Source organism: Erwinia sp. CGal63, from assembly GCF_037026505.1.
In the GTDB taxonomy this organism is placed as follows: domain Bacteria; phylum Pseudomonadota; class Gammaproteobacteria; order Enterobacterales; family Enterobacteriaceae; genus Erwinia.
The window spans coordinates 522,377-538,747 of the sequence record NZ_JAKUMN010000002.1 but is presented as its reverse complement, the minus strand read 5'-3'; the positions used below and the strand labels follow the sequence as shown (position 1 = coordinate 538,747).

The 16,371-nt window shown below is 57.7% G+C and carries 12 protein-coding genes and 3 tRNA genes; 1 reads left to right on the top strand and 14 read right to left on the bottom strand.

Going from position 1 to position 16,371, the window contains the following annotated elements; all coding sequences use genetic code 11:
- From MKZ79_RS11145 to mltB, 9 genes are all read right to left on the bottom strand, one after another.
- Window positions 1-77: transfer RNA gene (locus MKZ79_RS11145), tRNA-Arg, on the bottom strand.
- Between the two features lie 113 nt (window positions 78-190).
- Window positions 191-267: transfer RNA gene (locus MKZ79_RS11140), tRNA-Arg, on the bottom strand.
- Between the two features lie 3 nt (window positions 268-270).
- Window positions 271-363 (bottom strand) — tRNA-Ser (locus MKZ79_RS11135).
- Window positions 364-669: 306 nt separating this feature from the next.
- Entirely contained in the window at window positions 670-855 is a 186-nt protein-coding gene (gene csrA, locus MKZ79_RS11130; RefSeq protein WP_004155916.1) for a carbon storage regulator CsrA, read from the bottom strand.
- Window positions 856-1,102: 247 nt separating this feature from the next.
- Window positions 1,103-3,730: an alanine--tRNA ligase gene (gene alaS / locus MKZ79_RS11125; RefSeq protein WP_336142100.1), complete on the bottom strand. Its 2,628-nt coding sequence runs from the start codon at window positions 3,728-3,730 to the stop codon at window positions 1,103-1,105.
- Between the two features lie 128 nt (window positions 3,731-3,858).
- Window positions 3,859-4,374: a regulatory protein RecX gene (locus MKZ79_RS11120; protein ID WP_336142098.1), complete on the bottom strand. Its 516-nt coding sequence runs from the start codon at window positions 4,372-4,374 to the stop codon at window positions 3,859-3,861.
- 265 nt (window positions 4,375-4,639) lie between these two features.
- Window positions 4,640-5,707 carry a recombinase RecA gene (gene recA, locus MKZ79_RS11115; protein ID WP_336142095.1) on the bottom strand — a complete coding sequence of 356 codons (1,068 nt, stop codon included), beginning with the start codon at window positions 5,705-5,707 and terminating at the stop codon, window positions 4,640-4,642.
- A 98-nt stretch (window positions 5,708-5,805) separates the two neighbouring features.
- The gene (gene pncC / locus MKZ79_RS11110; protein WP_336142094.1) at window positions 5,806-6,300 is read right to left on the bottom strand and encodes a nicotinamide-nucleotide amidase; all 495 of its coding nucleotides are present in this window, start codon (window positions 6,298-6,300) and stop codon (window positions 5,806-5,808) included.
- Window positions 6,301-6,467: 167 nt separating this feature from the next.
- Window positions 6,468-7,541 carry a lytic murein transglycosylase B gene (gene mltB, locus MKZ79_RS11105; RefSeq protein ID WP_336142093.1) on the bottom strand — a complete coding sequence of 358 codons (1,074 nt, stop codon included), beginning with the start codon at window positions 7,539-7,541 and terminating at the stop codon, window positions 6,468-6,470.
- Between the two features lie 191 nt (window positions 7,542-7,732).
- Here mltB and MKZ79_RS11100 point away from each other — a divergent pair, with 191 nt between their 5' ends.
- Window positions 7,733-8,320 carry a DJ-1/PfpI family protein gene (locus MKZ79_RS11100; protein WP_336142092.1) on the top strand — a complete coding sequence of 196 codons (588 nt, stop codon included), beginning with the start codon at window positions 7,733-7,735 and terminating at the stop codon, window positions 8,318-8,320.
- Between the two features lie 39 nt (window positions 8,321-8,359).
- On the opposite strand, the gene lldD is transcribed toward MKZ79_RS11100, so the two are convergent.
- From lldD to MKZ79_RS11075, 5 genes are all read right to left on the bottom strand, one after another.
- A complete protein-coding gene (gene lldD, locus MKZ79_RS11095; RefSeq protein WP_336142089.1) occupies window positions 8,360-9,496 on the bottom strand; it encodes an FMN-dependent L-lactate dehydrogenase LldD in 1,137 nt (378 codons plus the stop codon).
- Between the two features lie 173 nt (window positions 9,497-9,669).
- Complete coding sequence (gene narI, locus MKZ79_RS11090) at window positions 9,670-10,347, bottom strand: respiratory nitrate reductase subunit gamma (RefSeq protein ID WP_336142087.1); 678 nt, start codon at window positions 10,345-10,347, stop codon at window positions 9,670-9,672.
- Window positions 10,344-11,069 carry a nitrate reductase molybdenum cofactor assembly chaperone gene (gene narJ, locus MKZ79_RS11085; RefSeq protein ID WP_336142085.1) on the bottom strand — a complete coding sequence of 242 codons (726 nt, stop codon included), beginning with the start codon at window positions 11,067-11,069 and terminating at the stop codon, window positions 10,344-10,346. Before narJ ends, narI begins: the two co-directional genes overlap by 4 nt.
- On the bottom strand, window positions 11,066-12,604 hold the full coding sequence (gene narH / locus MKZ79_RS11080) for a nitrate reductase subunit beta (protein WP_336142083.1): 1,539 nt from the start codon (window positions 12,602-12,604) through the stop codon (window positions 11,066-11,068). Before narH ends, narJ begins: the two co-directional genes overlap by 4 nt.
- A complete protein-coding gene (locus MKZ79_RS11075; protein ID WP_336142081.1) occupies window positions 12,601-16,359 on the bottom strand; it encodes a nitrate reductase subunit alpha in 3,759 nt (1,252 codons plus the stop codon). The genes narH and MKZ79_RS11075 overlap by 4 nt, the downstream gene beginning before the upstream one ends.
- Between the last annotated feature and the right edge of the window lie 12 nt (window positions 16,360-16,371).

The window sequence follows — 16,371 nt, the reverse complement described above, 5'->3', positions numbered from 1 at the left end:
TGGTGCATCCGGGAGGATTCGAACCTCCGACCGCTCGGTTCGTAGCCGAGTACTCTATCCAGCTGAGCTACGGATGCATATCAAATTCTGGTATAACGCAGGGGTGCTAACGACTCACCTTGATACAGGCTGCTAACGCTGTATCGGTACTACTTAAGAAAGCGTCGTCAAAGACCACGCGTTCACAATATGGTGCATCCGGGAGGATTCGAACCTCCGACCGCTCGGTTCGTAGCCGAGTACTCTATCCAGCTGAGCTACGGATGCAAATGGCGGTGAGGCGGGGATTCGAACCCCGGATGCAGCTTTTGACCGCATACTCCCTTAGCAGGGGAGCGCCTTCAGCCTCTCGGCCACCTCACCATACGCGCTCTTATCGAGCTGTGCTTCTGAACTTGTTTCTGCTCATCGGCACTGCGTGGCGCACATATTACTTTCTGGGCCTTATAAGTCAAACATATTTTTTCACTCTCGCGTTTGATTGCGCATTTCCCAGCCAAAACGGGTATTTGAAAAGCAAAAAGAGTGATTTATCAACAATAATCGGCCTTATCACGCAAACAAAACGTGGACAGGCCCGAAGAGAAACAGGGAAAGAAACACAAGAAAAGGCGGATAAAGAAGATGAAACCGGTAGCGCCTCGCCAGGACAGCGAGGCGCTGGATCCGTTAGTAACTCGTTTGCTGAGTTTTTTCGGCCTGGATACGCTGATAAATCTCTTCGCGATGAACCGAAACTTCTTTAGGGGCATTCACACCGATGCGAACCTGATTCCCTTTCACTCCCAGCACCGTTACAGTCACCTCATCACCGATCATGAGGGTTTCACCAACTCGACGAGTTAGAATAAGCATTCTTTGCTCCTTGAAAGATTAAAAGAGTCGGGTTAACTGTCGCCCGGCATTATCCATCATATAACGCTAAATGTAGATTATGACAAATGCATAACAAGTGCATCATCACAGTAATACATTCTGCTGATATTTAGTTTAGCCGAAATACACACCATCAACCTGACTTTGTGTTTTTTGCGATTGCACCTGACGGAAAAACGCCGTGGAGCCCTGCTCCACCGCGCTTCCGGGATGCCTTTTTATAGTGTTACAGTTTTGCCGCCACCCAGCTTTCAACACCGGCCAAAGCCCCTGGTAGTGCTTCAGCGTCGGTGCCGCCGGCCTGAGCCATATCCGGACGGCCGCCGCCCTTACCGCCAACCTGCTGGGCTAACTCGCCCACCAGCTCGCCGGCTTTCACGCGATCGGTTACATCTTTGGTAACGCCAGCAATCAGCGACACCTTTCCTTCTGCAACGGTAGCCAGCACGATAACCGCTGACTTCAGCTGATTCTTTAAGTCGTCAACCATAGTGCGCAGCATTTTCGGCTCGACGTTGGTTAACTCGCTGACCAGCAGCTTCACGCCTTTAACATCGATGGCTTTGCTGCTCAGTGAAGCGCTTTCCTGCGCGGCCTGCTGATCTTTCAGCTGCTGCAGCTCTTTTTCCAGCGCGCGAACGTTATCCATCAGGCCGCGCACTTTCTCGTTCAGATTGCTGCTGTTGGCTTTCACCAGCTGCGCGATGTCGTGCAGCTGTTCGCTTTGCGCATAAACCTGCTTCAGCGCGCCTTCGCCCGTTACCGCTTCGATACGGCGAATGCCCGCCGCCGTACCAGCTTCAGAGGTGATGCGGAACAGACCAATATCGCCCGTGCGGCTGGCGTGCGTACCGCCACACAGTTCGGTAGAGAAATCGCCCATCGTCAGTACGCGCACGCGATCGTCATATTTCTCGCCGAACAGCGCCATCGCACCCAGCGCTTTGGCCTCTTCCAGCGCCATCACGTTAGTGTCGACCGGCAGGTTACGGCGGATCTGTTCGTTAACGATTTCCTCAACCCGGCGGATCTCCTGAGGTTTCATCGCCTCGGTGTGGGAGAAGTCAAAGCGAAGATATTTATCGTTCACCAGCGAGCCTTTCTGCGCCACATGGTGGCCCAGCACCTGACGCAGCGCCGCATGTAAAAGATGGGTTGCGGAGTGGTTCAGGCGAATACGCGCGCGACGCGCTTCATCTACGTGCGCGGCTAAACGATCGCCAACGCGCAGCTGACCAGAGTTCAGTTTGCCGATGTGCCCAATCGCCTGTGCATATTTCTGCGTATCGGTAACGGTAAAGTGCGCGGCATCGTTACGCAGCTCGCCGGTATCGCCTACCTGACCGCCTGATTCGCCATAAAATGGCGTTTCATCCAGCACAAGCACGCCTTCCTGACCCGCTGTAATAGTGTCGGCAGGCTGGCCATCGACATAAATAGCCTTCACGGCGGCGGTGAGCTCCAGGCGGTCGTAGCCTTTGAAGGTGGAAGCTTCGTCAGTGCGAATCACATTGCTGTAGTCCGCGCCAAAGCCGCTGGCTTCGCGAGCGCGCTGACGCTGCTGCTCCATCGCCTTTTCAAATCCAGCTTCGTCAATCTTCAGGTTACGCTCACGGCAGACGTCGGCGGTTAAATCCACCGGGAAGCCAAAGGTATCATACAGACGGAAGACGGTTTCGCCGTCCAGCGTATCGCCCTGCAGCTTGCTCAGCTCCTCGTCCAGCAGCGCCAGACCGCGCTCCAGCGTTTTTGCAAACTGCTCTTCTTCGGTTTTCAGCACCTGCTCCACCAGAGCCTGCTGCTTCGCCAGTTCTTCACCTGCGGCGCCCATCACTTCAATCAGCGGCGCGACCAGTTTCCAGAAGAAGGTGCCCTGAGCGCCCAGCATATTGCCGTGACGAATCGCGCGACGAATAATACGGCGCAACACGTAGCCACGGTTTTCATTGGATGGCACAACGCCATCGCAAATCAGGAATGCGCACGAGCGAATGTGATCGGCGATGACGCGCAGCGATTTGCTGTCGAGATCGGTAGCGCCGGTAACGCTCGCCACGGCTTTAATCAGCTTCTGGAACAGATCGATTTCGTAGTTGGAATTGACGTGCTGCAGCACGGCGGAGATACGCTCCAGTCCCATGCCGGTGTCAACGGAAGGCTTCGGCAGCGGCAGCATAGTGCCGTCAGGCTGACGGTTAAACTGCATAAAGACGATGTTCCAGATCTCAATAAAGCGATCGCCATCCTCTTCCGGACTTCCCGGTGGGCCGCCCCAGATATGGTCGCCGTGGTCGAAGAAGATTTCGCTGCACGGGCCGCACGGGCCGGTGTCGCCCATCTGCCAGAAGTTGTCAGAGGCGTAAGCGCCGCCTTTATTGTCGCCGATGCGGATAATGCGCTCGCGCGGCACGCCGATTTCATCGGCCCAGATGTTGAAAGCTTCGTCATCGGTTTCATACACGGTGACCCACAGCTTCTCTTTTGGCAGTGCGAACCATTCGGCGCCGGTCAGCAGCTCCCAGGCGAAACCAATCGCTTCACGTTTGAAGTAGTCGCCAAAGCTGAAGTTGCCCAGCATTTCAAAGAAGGTGTGGTGACGGGCGGTATAGCCAACGTTTTCCAGGTCATTATGTTTGCCGCCTGCGCGCACGCAGCGCTGGGAAGTGGTCGCGCGCGAATAGCTACGCTTGTCTTGCCCCAGGAAAACGTCTTTAAACTGGTTCATCCCGGCGTTGGTAAACAGCAACGTCGGATCATTAGTCGGCACGAGGGAGCTACTGGCTACAACCTGATGTCCCTTGCTATGGAAAAAGTCGAGAAACGCCTGGCGAATCTCCGCAGTGCTCTTGCTCATAATTGTCCTGGAATCACGCTAACGAACGTTTCGTGGGTTTGCCTCTGCCCTGAGGCCTGGCAACGCACGAACAAAAAGTGGTGAATAAGATAAATTTTCTTCGGTACGAAGTAAAATCCCATTGGCGTTCAATCATCAAAATTTGAGAAAACCGCGCGGATATCTTCGGAAAAGAAGCCTTTAGTCATTAAATAGCGCTGCACTTTAGCTTTTTCCTTCCATTCAGTCGGTAACGGCAGACCGAATTTACGCTCCGCTGCGTCAAACGCCATTTTTTGCCAGTCGATATCCGTTGCGGCCAGCGTCTCATCGATTAGCGGCTTCGCCACGCCTTTCTGCCCGAGCTCCATGCGAATGCGCTGCGGGCCATAGCCTTTACGGCTGCGGCTGGCGACAAAGCGCTCCGCGAAGCGAGCGTCGTCCAGATAGTGGCTTTCATAACACCAGGCGACAACCCGATCGATTTGCTCTGGCGTCACCGGTTCAGGCTCCTGCGCCTGATTTTTGGCATACATCGCGGCCCGCTCCGCCGACAGCGAGAGCTTGCGGCGAAACTCCGCTTCGCTGTGATCGCGCATGGCCAGAATGCGCATAGCCCGATCTAACAGGCGAGTAAACTGGCTTCGTTCGGTGGCTTCAGACATCTTGCTCCGGTCAGACGAAAAGTGAGTTCAGGATAAGGGTAGCGAGGAACCGCCAAAGAAACAAAACGGTTTGGCTAATGAAAGAGAAAATCGAGTAAAGCTGGCGCGCACGTTGCGGGCAGCCGGAGTGAATAAAGCCAGCGGCAGAACCTGAGCGTTCGGCTACCGTCACGCTTCAGAAAGCTGAAGCCCGGAAAGAAAAAAGGAGCGGCACAGGGCCACTCCTTTTCAGCATTTTCCGATCTGATGCCCAAACGGGCGACGATCAGAAGTTTTCGTTGGTTTCGCTGGCTTCGTCGGCGTCGTCTTTATCCGCTACGAAGTCTGGCGTGCTGTCCGGGTTGTTCAGCAGCGTGGCGCGCAGTTTGTTTTCGATCTCTGTCGCTATGGCCGGGTTCTCTTTCAGGAAGTTGCCGGCGTTAGCCTTGCCCTGCCCGATTTTGTCGCCGTTATAGCTGTACCATGCGCCCGCTTTCTCAATCAGCTTGTGCTTCACGCCCAGATCGACCAGCTCGCCGAAGACGTTGATGCCTTCGCCATACATGATCTGGAACTCCGCCTGCTTGAACGGCGCCGCGATTTTGTTTTTCACAACCTTCACGCGGGTTTCGCTGCCCACCACTTCGTCGCCTTCTTTAATGGCGCCGATGCGGCGGATATCCAGACGTACAGAGGCGTAGAACTTCAGCGCGTTACCGCCGGTAGTGGTTTCCGGGTTACCGAACATCACACCAATTTTCATACGGATCTGGTTGATAAAGATCAGCAGCGTGTTGGACTGCTTCAGGTTACCTGCCAGCTTACGCATCGCCTGGCTCATCATACGTGCCGCCAGGCCCATATGAGAGTCACCGATCTCGCCTTCGATTTCCGCTTTCGGCGTCAGCGCCGCCACGGAGTCGACGATGATCACGTCAACTGCGCCGGAACGCGCCAGCGCGTCACAGATTTCCAGCGCCTGCTCACCGGTGTCCGGCTGAGAACAGAGCAGGTTGTCGATATCCACGCCCAGCTTCTTGGCGTAGACCGGGTCCAGCGCGTGTTCAGCATCGATAAAGGCGCAGGTTTTGCCTTTACGCTGGGCGGCGGCGATAACCTGCAGCGTCAGCGTAGTTTTACCGGAAGATTCCGGCCCGTAAATTTCGACGATGCGGCCCATTGGCAGACCGCCCGCGCCAAGCGCGATATCCAGCGAAAGCGAACCGGTAGAGATGGTTTCCACATCCATAGTGCGGTCTTCACCCAGGCGCATGATGGAGCCTTTACCAAATTGCTTTTCAATCTGGCCCAGCGCTGCTGCCAGTGCTTTTTGCTTGTTTTCGTCAATAGCCATTTCCACTCCTAATCACGCGGGGGTAAAGCACGCTTGCGCGGCTTCGTGTCACAATCAATATGGGTGCAATTATACTGTATAGTCATACAGTATCAAGCTTAATTTTTAAGAAAATGGTCACGCAGCATCAACAGCGCATATGCCGTGGCCTGGCGGCGTACCGCTTCACGGTCGCCTGAGAAAATTTTGCGCTGTGCCAGAGGGTTAGCGCCGTCAGCCGCAAAGCCGAACCAGACTGTTCCCACCGGTTTTTCCGCCGTTCCGCCATCCGGGCCGGCGATGCCGCTGACGGCCACGGCATACTGTGCGCGGGCCTGTTTAAGCGCGCCTGTCGCCATCTCTTTCACCACCTGCTCGCTGACCGCGCCAAAGCTTTCCAGTGAAGATGAAGTCACGCCGACCATCGCCTGTTTAGCCTCGTTGCTGTAGGTAACAAAGCCGCGCTCGAACCATTGCGAACTGCCGGCGATATCGGTCAGCACTTTGGCGATCCAGCCGCCCGTACAGGATTCTGCCGTAGTCACCGTGGCTTTCAGGCGCAGCAGATGTTGGCCGACTTCCAGGCTCAGCTGGCTCAACTCATTATCCGTCATCGTTGTTCCCTGCTCTTCAGTAGTGAAAAAGAAGATTAGCACTTTTTAGCCGCAAAGGCGGGAAGAAAGGCGCGATTTGCGAGACGCCTTCCTGAAAATGAAAGGGGAAAATTGGCGTTAATCAGTAGGTTATAAGCACGCGCGCCGATGTGACGCGCGGTTGCGGACTATAATCCCTGACGGGCGTCGCGCACGGCTTCCCCTAACTGCCAGACGGCCATCGCATAGTGGTTGCTGTGGTTATAGCGAGTGATCACATAGAAGTTAGGCAAGCCATACCAGTACTGATAGTAAGTGCCCATATCAAAGCGCAGCAGGCTGACTTCCTGGTCGCCCTGTAACGGCACCTGCGGTGTTAAGCCAGCGGCAGCGAGCTGAGCGGCGGTATAGCGAGTTTTAAAACCGTTTTCCAGCTGCGGCGCCTGGCCTGTGGCGGGCACGGCGACCGTACCGCCTTTCACCCAGCCATGCGCGCTGAAATAGTGCGCCACGCTGCCTATCGCGTCTACCGGATCCCAAAGGTTGATATGCCCATCACCGTTGAAGTCGACGGCATACTGCTTAAAAGCGGAAGGCATAAACTGGCCATAGCCCATAGCGCCGGCAAAAGAGCCGCGGAGATCCAACGGATCGTCATTCTCTTCTTTCGCCATCAGCAGGAAGGTTTCAAGCTCACCGTTAAAGTATTCGGCACGGCGTGGATAGGCAAACGCCAGCGTTGCCAGCGCGTCGATAATACGGGTTTTGCCCATCACGCGTCCCCAGCGGGTTTCAACGCCGATAATGCCGACAATAATTTCCGGCGGCACGCCGTATACCTGCCAGGCGCGTTGCAGCGCGTCCTGATACTGGTTCCAGAACTGGACGCCATTCTGCACGTTATCCGGCACGATAAATTTTTTGCGGTAGCGGATCCAGGCGCCATTAGGCCCGGACGGCGCCTGATAGGACGGCGCCTGCCGATCCATCAGCCGCAGCACCCAATCCAGCCGCTTCGTCTGCGCCAGTATGTTATGCAGCTGTTGGCGGTTAAAACCGTGCTCGCGCACCATTTTATCGATAAAAGCTTCGGCAGTTGGACTGTTGGCGAAATCGCCGTCCAGCGGCGCTACGTTATGCTCGGGGTCCAGTAAAAAGCTGTTGTTTCCGCGAAACGGGTTGCCGTGAGGTTCCGGCGCGGGCGCTTTACTGCTACAGGCAGAAAGCAGCAGCACGGGCAAGATTGTGGCCAGGTAACGCATTGAATATCCAGAGTGGAACGTGAAAGTTGTATTCATGTTAGAACACGGGCCGCAATTCTGAAAATAGCTGTAATGTAAATCATGGGTTTTTCTTTTGTCCCGTTGCGCGACAACGTAAACTCGTTGACACCTTAAAAATAAAACGCTATTTCAATTTATGGATACCCTTATTTTATTCCTCAGGAGGAGCGATGAGTAAACAGGCTGCGGTGCTGCTGGCGCCGGGATTTGAAGAAGCGGAAGCTTTTGTCATTATCGATATACTAAACCGCCTGCACGTTAAGGTGACGACGGTTGCCTGTCACAGCGTGCGCGAGGTACCAAGCTATCATGCCGTACCTGTAGTGGGCGACGTGCTGCTGGAAGGTCTGGATTGGGAATTCGACGCCGTAGTCATCCCCGGCGGCCCCGAAGGTACCGTTAATCTGGCGGCCAATCCGCTGGTCACGGAATTTATTCGTCGCCACGACGAAGCGGGCAAACTGATTGCGCCGATCTGCTCTGCCGCCGCCCGCGTGCTGGGCGGTAATCATTTGCTGAAAGGCCGCCGCTATACCTGTTCGGGCGATCTTTATAAAGCCGTTACCGATGGCGTTTACAGCGCGGAAGAGGTGGTGGAAGACGGCAATCTGATTAGCGGCAAAGGACTGGGCAAAAGCTTTGAATTCGCCTTCCAGCTGGCGTGGCGCCTGACCGGCGATACCGAGACCGCCGATTTCCAGGCCGATCATATCTATTTTGACCACTGGCGCTCTTACAGCGGCATCAACGCCGACTAATACCCTTGTCGGCAGCACATCCTTGCCTGCCGACAACGCTTACAGTGCCACCAGCGAATCCCGCCCGATAGCCGCCACGGATTTTGCACCGGTCAGCGTCATCGCCACGCGCATCTCTTTTTCCATCAGCGACAGCAGATTCTCCACGCCAGCCTGACCCGCCGCCGCCAGCGCATAGATAAAAGCTCTGCCCAGCAGCACGCTGTCGGCGCCCAGCGCGATCATGCGCACCACGTCCAGCCCGGTTCGAATGCCGGAATCCGCCAGAATTTTGATGTCGCCTTTTACCGCGTCGGCAATCGCGGGCAGCGCGCGCGCCGTCGACAGCACGCCATCCAGCTGGCGGCCGCCGTGATTGGACACCACGATACCGTCCGCGCCGAAGCTGACGGCGTCCTTCGCATCCTGCGGATCCAGAATACCCTTGATAATCATCGGCCCCTGCCAGAACTCGCGGATCCACTCCAGATCTTTCCACGAAATCGACGGGTCGAAGTTAGCGCCCAGCCAGCCGATATAATCTTCCAGCGTGGTGGGATGACCGCGATAAGCCGAGACGTTGCCCAAATCATGCGGCTTGCCGTTAAGCCCGACGTCCCAGGCCCACTGAGGATGAAGAACAGCCTGCAACATCCGGCGCGCGGCCGCGTTCGGCCCGCTCATACCGGAATGCGCGTCGCGGTAGCGCGCGCCGGGAACCGGCATATCCACGGTAAACACCAGCGTTTTCACGCCTGCGGCTTTGGCGCGTTCCAGCGCGTTGCGCATAAAGCCGCGATCTTTCAACACGTAAAGCTGAAACCACATCGGACGCGAGATTGCGGGTGCGACTTCCTCGATAGGACAGACGGAAACGGTAGAGAGCGTGAAAGGAATACCTTTTGCCGCCGCCGCGCGCGCTGCCTGCACTTCGCCGCGCCGCGCGTACATGCCGGTCAAGCCGACCGGTGCAAGGATTACCGGCATCGCCAGCTTTTCATCAAACAGCGTGGTTTCCAGACTCAGCTCGGACATATTATTCAGCACGCGCTGGCGCAGCGCGATATCGGCTAAATCGGCGGTGTTGCGTTTAAGCGTGTGCTCGCTATAGGCGCCGCCATCGATATAGTGATAAAGAAAAGGCGGCAGCCTGCGCCGCGCCGCCGCCCGATAATCTGTTGATGCCGAAATGATCATTTGCGCTCCTGCCTTGTTAAAATGTCCGGTTTTGTCACCGGGCAAAGTCAACGAGCCGCAACAGCGGCTCGTAAGTAGTGGCAGTGTAGCCAGGAAGCGCAGCGGATACGCAGAGCGATATCTCAACAAAGCATTAACAATTAAGCTATCGCCATTTTTGCAAAAAGTCGCCTCTAGCGCCGGTTGCGCACCAGCTGATAGCGACGCGTCAGATATTCCAGCGGCACGCTCCAGATATGTACCAGGCGGCAGAAAGGAAACAGCAGAAACAGCGTCATGCCCAGCACCATATGGACGCGGTAAATCAGCGCGACGCCTTCCAGATGCGCAGATGCGCCGCCGTGGAAACTCACTATCGCCTGCGCCCAGGCCACCAGCTTCATCATCTCGCTGCCGTCCATATGCTGGGCGGAGAAAGGAATGGTCAGCACGCCCAGCGCGGCCTGTGCTACCAGCAGCGTCAGGATCAGGATATCGCCCGTGCTGCTGGTGGCTCTGACGCGCGGATTAAGCAGACGACGCTTCAGCAGCAGGCCGCCGCCCACCAGGGTCATCAGACCGCAGACGCCGCCCGCCACCATCGCCAGCTTTTGCTTGGTCGCGATCGGCAGAAAAGCCTCATACATCCAGTGCGGCGTCAGCAGGCCGACAAAGTGGCCGAAAAAAATGCCGATAATGCCGATATGGAACAAATTGGAGGCGAAGCGCATGCCCTTTTTATCCAGCATCTGGCTGGAACCGGCGCGCCAGCTGTATTGGCCGTAGTCATAGCGCAGCCAGCTGCCGATCAAAAAAACGCTGCCCGCGATATAGGGATAGATATCGAAAAAAAGAGTGGAGAGAAAATTCATGATGCACGCCCCATGGATGTTGTCATTTCCGCCACGTCCAGATACTGCGGCGCGACGGCGTCGGCAAAGCGGCGCTGGTGCGCGGCCTGCTGCGCGGAAGCACAGCCCTGCTCGCCGAGAAATTTGATCTGCTCTTCTTCCCAGACCGCATCCAGCGCCGCCGGCGTATCGTCCCTCGCCTCTTTGCTGATTTGCGGCGCCAGCGCGTCAGCCGCCACGCCAGAGCCGGAAAGCGCCAGCAGCAGATCGAACAGTTCGCCATAGCGGCTTTGCCGCTGATGTAGCCTGGCGGCGAGTAGCGCCAGAATCGGCGCCACGTCGGCCAGACCGGCCCGTGCGCGCTCAGGCGTCAGGCTGGCAAGGTATTCCAGGTAGAGCGGCAGAAAATCGGGCAGCTCTTTCGCGCTCAGCTCCAGACCGTCGGAACGATACTGCTCCAGCAGATCGACCATCGCCTGGCCGCGATCGCGCGATTCGCCATGAACGTGCTCAAACAGCAGCAGCGAGGTGGCGCGGCCGCGGTCGAACAGCTCGCAGTAGCCCGCCTGCACATCCAGCAGAGGCCGCGCGCAAAAGTCGGCGATAAAGCCGGTCAGGCTCGCGCGCTGAGCAGCGTCAAGCTCGCGGGCCTCCACCAGCGCCTCGCTGATTTCGGCGTGGTGCGTAAAGAGCGCCTCATCGGGATAATCCAGCAGTCGGGCAAGTACGCGCAGCGTGATCATGGTTGCTCCTCCTGCGTTTTTTTGCCGATGTCGATGGCGTCGATACGGCGGCTGTTAAACAGGTTGAATTTACCGTCGCTGCCGCGGCAGCCGTCGCCGAAGCTGAAGCCGCAGCCTTTGCTTTCCGGGAAGGCCTCGCGCGCCAGCTCGCGATGGCTGGAAGGCACCACGAAGCGATCTTCGTAGTTGGCGATCGCCAGGTAGCGATACATCTCCTGCGCCTGCGCTTCGCTTAAGCCTACCTGCTCCAGCGCGCGGGTATCGATTTCGTTCTCTACGGTTTCCGCGCGCTTATAGTGGCGCATCGCCAGCATACGTTTCAGCGCCAGCAGCACCGGCGCGGTATCGCCAGCCGTGAGCAGGTTTGCCAGATACTGCACGGGAATACGCAGGCTTTCGACATCCGGCAGCACGCCGTTATGCGCCAGCGCGCCCGCGTCCGCCGCGCTCTGAATCGGCGACAGCGGCGGCACGTACCAGACCATCGGCAGCGTGCGATATTCAGGATGCAGCGGCAGCGCCAGCTTCCACTCCATCGCCATTTTATAAACCGGCGAGCGCTGAGCGGCGTCGATAACGCTTTGCGGGATGCCTTCCGCCAGCGCGGCTTCGATCACCTGCGGGTCGTTGGGATCGAGGAAGATCGCCATCTGGCTCTGGTAAAGATCCTGCTCGTTTTCCGCCGAGGCCGCTTCGGCAATGCGATCCGCGTCGTACAGCAGCACGCCGAGATAGCGAATACGGCCCACGCAGGTTTCCGAACAGACCGTCGGCTGGCCCGCTTCGATACGCGGATAGCAGAAGATGCATTTCTCCGACTTGCCGCTCTTCCAGTTGAAGTAGATTTTTTTATAGGGACAGCCGGTCAGGCACATGCGCCAGCCGCGGCACTTATCCTGGTCGATCAGCACGATGCCGTCTTCGCCGCGCTTATAGATGGCGCCGCTCGGACAGGTCGCCACGCACGCCGGATTGAGGCAGTGCTCGCACAGGCGCGGCAGATAGGCCATAAAAGTGTGCTCGAACTGGCCGTACATCTCTTTCTGAATGTTATCGAAATTTTTATCCTGCGAGCGCTTAGAGAATTCGCCGCCGAGGATCTCTTCCCAGTTCGGGCCGTTTTCGATCTTCTTCATGCGCTGGCCGGTGATCAGCGAGCGCGGCCGCGCTATCGGCTGATGTTTGCCGGCGGGCGCGTTGTGCAGATGCTGATAGTCGTAATCGAACGGCTCATAGTAATCGTCCAGCGCGGGCACGTCCGGGTTGGCGAAGATTTTCGCCAGCAGGCCGACACGGTTGCCCATGCGTGGCTCCAGCTTGCCGTTGATTTTACGGATCCAGCCGCCTTTCCACTTTTCCTGATCTTCCCAGGCATGGGGATAGCCGACGCCAGGCTTGCTTTCGACATTGTTAAACCAGGCGTACTCCATGCCTTCACGGCTGGTCCAGACGTTTTTACAGGTCACGGAGCAGGTATGACAGCCGATGCATTTATCCAGATTCAGCACCATGCCGACCTGTGAACGAATTTTCATGATTTTACCTCCTGGCCGCCCTGCCGTTGATCGTTGTTCTCGCCGTCCAGCCAGTCGACGCGGTTCATTTTGCGTACCACCACGAATTCATCGCGGTTGGAGCCGACGGTGCCGTAATAGTTAAAACCGTAGGAGAGCTGCGCGTAGCCGCCGATCATATGGGTCGGTTTCGGGCAGGCGCGGGTTACCGAGTTATGGATGCCGCCGCGCTGGCCCGTAATTTCCGAACCGGGAATATTCACGATGCGCTCCTGCGCGTGGTACATCATGGTCATGCCAGCCGGAATACGCTGGCTGACCACCGCGCGAGCGGTCAGCGAACCGTTGGCGTTAAAGGCTTCGATCCAGTCGTTGTCCTCAATGCCCAGCTCGCGGGCGTCCTCTTCGCTCATCCAGACAATCGGCCCGCCGCGCGACAGCGTCAGCATCAGCAGGTTGTCGCTGTAGGTTGAGTGGACGCCCCATTTCTGGTGCGGCGTCAGGAAGTTCAGCGCTTTCTCCGGATTGCCGTTGGGCTTCTGGTTCAGCAGCGGTTTAGCCGCGCGGGTATCGATCGGCGGACGATAGACCAGCAGGCTTTCGCCGAAGGCGCGCATCCACTCGTGATCCTGATAGAGCTGCTGACGGCCGCTAAGCGTGCGCCACGGGATCAGCTCGTGAACGTTGGTGTAGCAGGCGTTGTAGGAGACGTGCTCGTCTTCCAGACCTGACCAGGTTGGGCTGGAGATGATTTTGCGCGGCTGCGCCTGGATATCGCGGAAGCGGATTTTCTCCTCTTCTTTATTCAGAGCCAGATGCGTGTGATCGCGTCCGGTGATCTCGCTCAGCGCCTGCCAGGCTTTTACCGCCACCTGACCGTTGGTTTCCGGCGCCAGCGACAGGATCACTTCCGCCGCGTCGATGGCGCTGTCGATATTTGGCCGCCCTGCCGCCGGCCCCTGCGCCTTGACGTAGTTCAGCTCCTTCAGGAAATCGACCTCTTTCTGCGTGTTCCAGCTGATGCCTTTGCCGCCGTTGCCCAGCTTGTCCAGCAACGGGCCAAGCGAGGTAAAGCGCTCCCAGGTTGCCGGATAGTCACGCTGCACCGCAATAATGTGCGGCGCGGTTTTACCGGGGATCAGCTCGCATTCGCCTTTTTTCCAGTCTTTGACATCCAGCGGCTGCGCCAGCTCGGCGGCGGAGTCGTGCTGGATCGGCAGCGTCACCACGTCCGTTTCTACGCCCAGGTGACCCGGACAGAGCGCCGAGAAGCTTTTGGCGATGCCTTTGTAGATCTCCCAGTCGCTTTTCGCCTCCCAGGCCGGATCGACGGCGGCGGAAAGCGGATGAATAAACGGATGCATATCCGAAGTATTCATGTCGTCTTTCTCGTACCAGGTCGCAGTCGGCAGCACGATATCGGAGTAGAGACAGGTGCTGGACATGCGGAAATCCAGCGTCACCACCAGATCCAGCTTGCCTTCGCCGCCCCGATCCTGCCATTCCACCTCTTCAGGCTTCACGCCGCCCTGCACGCCGAGATCTTTACCCTGAATACCGTTTTCCGTGCCCAGCAGGTATTTCAGCATGTACTCATGGCCTTTGCCGGAGGAGCCAAGCAGGTTGGAACGCCAGACAAACAGATTGCGCGGGAAGTTTTGCGGATTGTCCGGCTGTTCCGCGGCAAAGCGCAGCGCGCCTTCCTTAAGGCTTTTGACCGTAAAGTCGACCGGTGAAAGCCCGGCGGCTTCGGCCTGCGCAGCGAGCGTCAGCGGATTGACGTTAAGCTGCGGCGCGGAAGGCAGCCAGCCCATGCGCTCGGAACGCACGTTGAAGTCGATCAGGCTGCCGCCGTAGCGCGCTTTGTCGGCCAGCGGCGAGAGCAGTTCGCTGGTCTGCACGGTTTCATAGCGCCACTGGCTGGAGTGGTTATAGAAGAACGAGGTGCTGTTCATATGGCGCGGCGGACGATTCCAGTCCAGCGCGAAGGCCAGCGGCGTCCAGCCGGTCTGCGGCCGCAGCTTCTCCTGGCCGACATAGTGCGCCCAGCCGCCGCCGCTCTGCCCTACGCAGCCGCAGAAGATCAGCATATTGATCAGTCCGCGATAGTTCATATCCATGTGGTACCAGTGGTTCATGCCGGCGCCGACGATAATCATTGAGCGGCCGCGCGTTTTCTCCGCGTTCTCTGCGAACTCGCGCGCCAGACGGATAATATTCTGCTGGGAGACGCCGGTAATCCTCTCGGCCCAGGCCGGGCTGTAGGCTTTGATTTCGTCATAGCCGCGCGCGCAGTTGTCGTCATCCAGGCCGCGATCCAGCCCGTAGTTCGCCAGCGTCAGGTCATAAACGCTGGCGACCAGCGCCTCGCTACCGTTTGCCAGCTGCAGACGTTTAACCGGCAGCTTGTGCAGCAGGATCTCGTCCAGCGCCACGCTGCTGAAGTTTTCGCTCTCCAGGCCGCCAAAATAGGGGAAGCCTACCTCGACAACCTCATCGTGACTGCCCAACAGGCTGAGCTGCAGCGTTACTTCCCGCTGCGAACTGCCTTCGCGCTGCTCCAGGTTCCATTTGCCCTTTTCGCCCCAGCGATAGCCGATAGAGCCCTGCGGCGCCACCAGCTCGCCGCTGTTCTGGTCGATAGCGATGGTTTTCCACTGCGGGTTGTTTTCCTGGCCCAGGTTATCGATCAGATCGCTGGCGCGCAGCTGGCGTCCGGCGGCAAAATAGCCGCCTTCGCGCGGCTCCAGCAGCACCAGCATTGGCATATCGGTGTAGCTGCGCACGTAGTCGCGGAAATAGGGAACCTCGCGCTCAAGATGGAACTCTTTCAGCATCACGTGGCCCAGCGCCAGCGCCAGCGCGCTGTCGGTACCCTGTTTCGGGTTCAGCCACTGATCGCACAGCTTGGCCACTTCGGCATAGTCGGGCGTGATCGCCACGGTTTTGGTGCCCTTGTAGCGCACTTCGGTAAAGAAATGCGCGTCCGGCGTACGCGTCTGCGGCACGTTGGAGCCCCAGGCGATGATGTAAGAGGAGTTGTACCAGTCGGCGGACTCCGGCACGTCGGTCTGTTCGCCCCAGGTCATCGGCGAAGCGGGCGGCAGATCGCAATACCAGTCGTAGAAGCTCAGGCAAACGCCGCCGATCAGCGACAGGTAGCGTGCGCCGGCAGCATAGGAAACCATCGACATCGCCGGGATCGGCGAGAAACCGACAATGCGATCCGGGCCGAAAGTTTTTGCCGTATAGACGTTAGAGGCGGCGATCAGCTCATTGACCTCCTGCCAGCTGGATCGCACAAAGCCGCCACGACCGCGTGCGATCTTGTAGCTTTTGGCTTTTTCCGGATCGCTGACGATCGATCCCCAGGCCGCTACCGGATCCTGATGCTCCGCTTTGGCTTCGCGCCACAGCTTCAGCAGCTTTTTGCGCATCAGCGGATACTTCAGGCGGTTAGCGCTGTAGAGATACCAGGAGTAGCTGGCGCCGCGAGGACAGCCGCGCGGCTCGTGATTCGGCAAATCCGGACGCGTACGCGGATAGTCGGTTTGCTGCGTTTCCCAGGTCACCAGGCCGTTTTTAACGTAGATTTTCCAGCTGCAGGAACCGGTGCAGTTTACGCCGTGAGTAGAACGCACGATTTTATCGTGCTGCCAGCGGCTGCGGTAGCCTTCTTCCCAGTCGCGGTTGGTATTGAGTGTCTGGCCGTGCTGACCAGCAAAAGGCTCCGCCAGCTGTTTAAAGTAGCGAAACCTGTCGAGAAATTTGCTCATCTGGAAGACTCC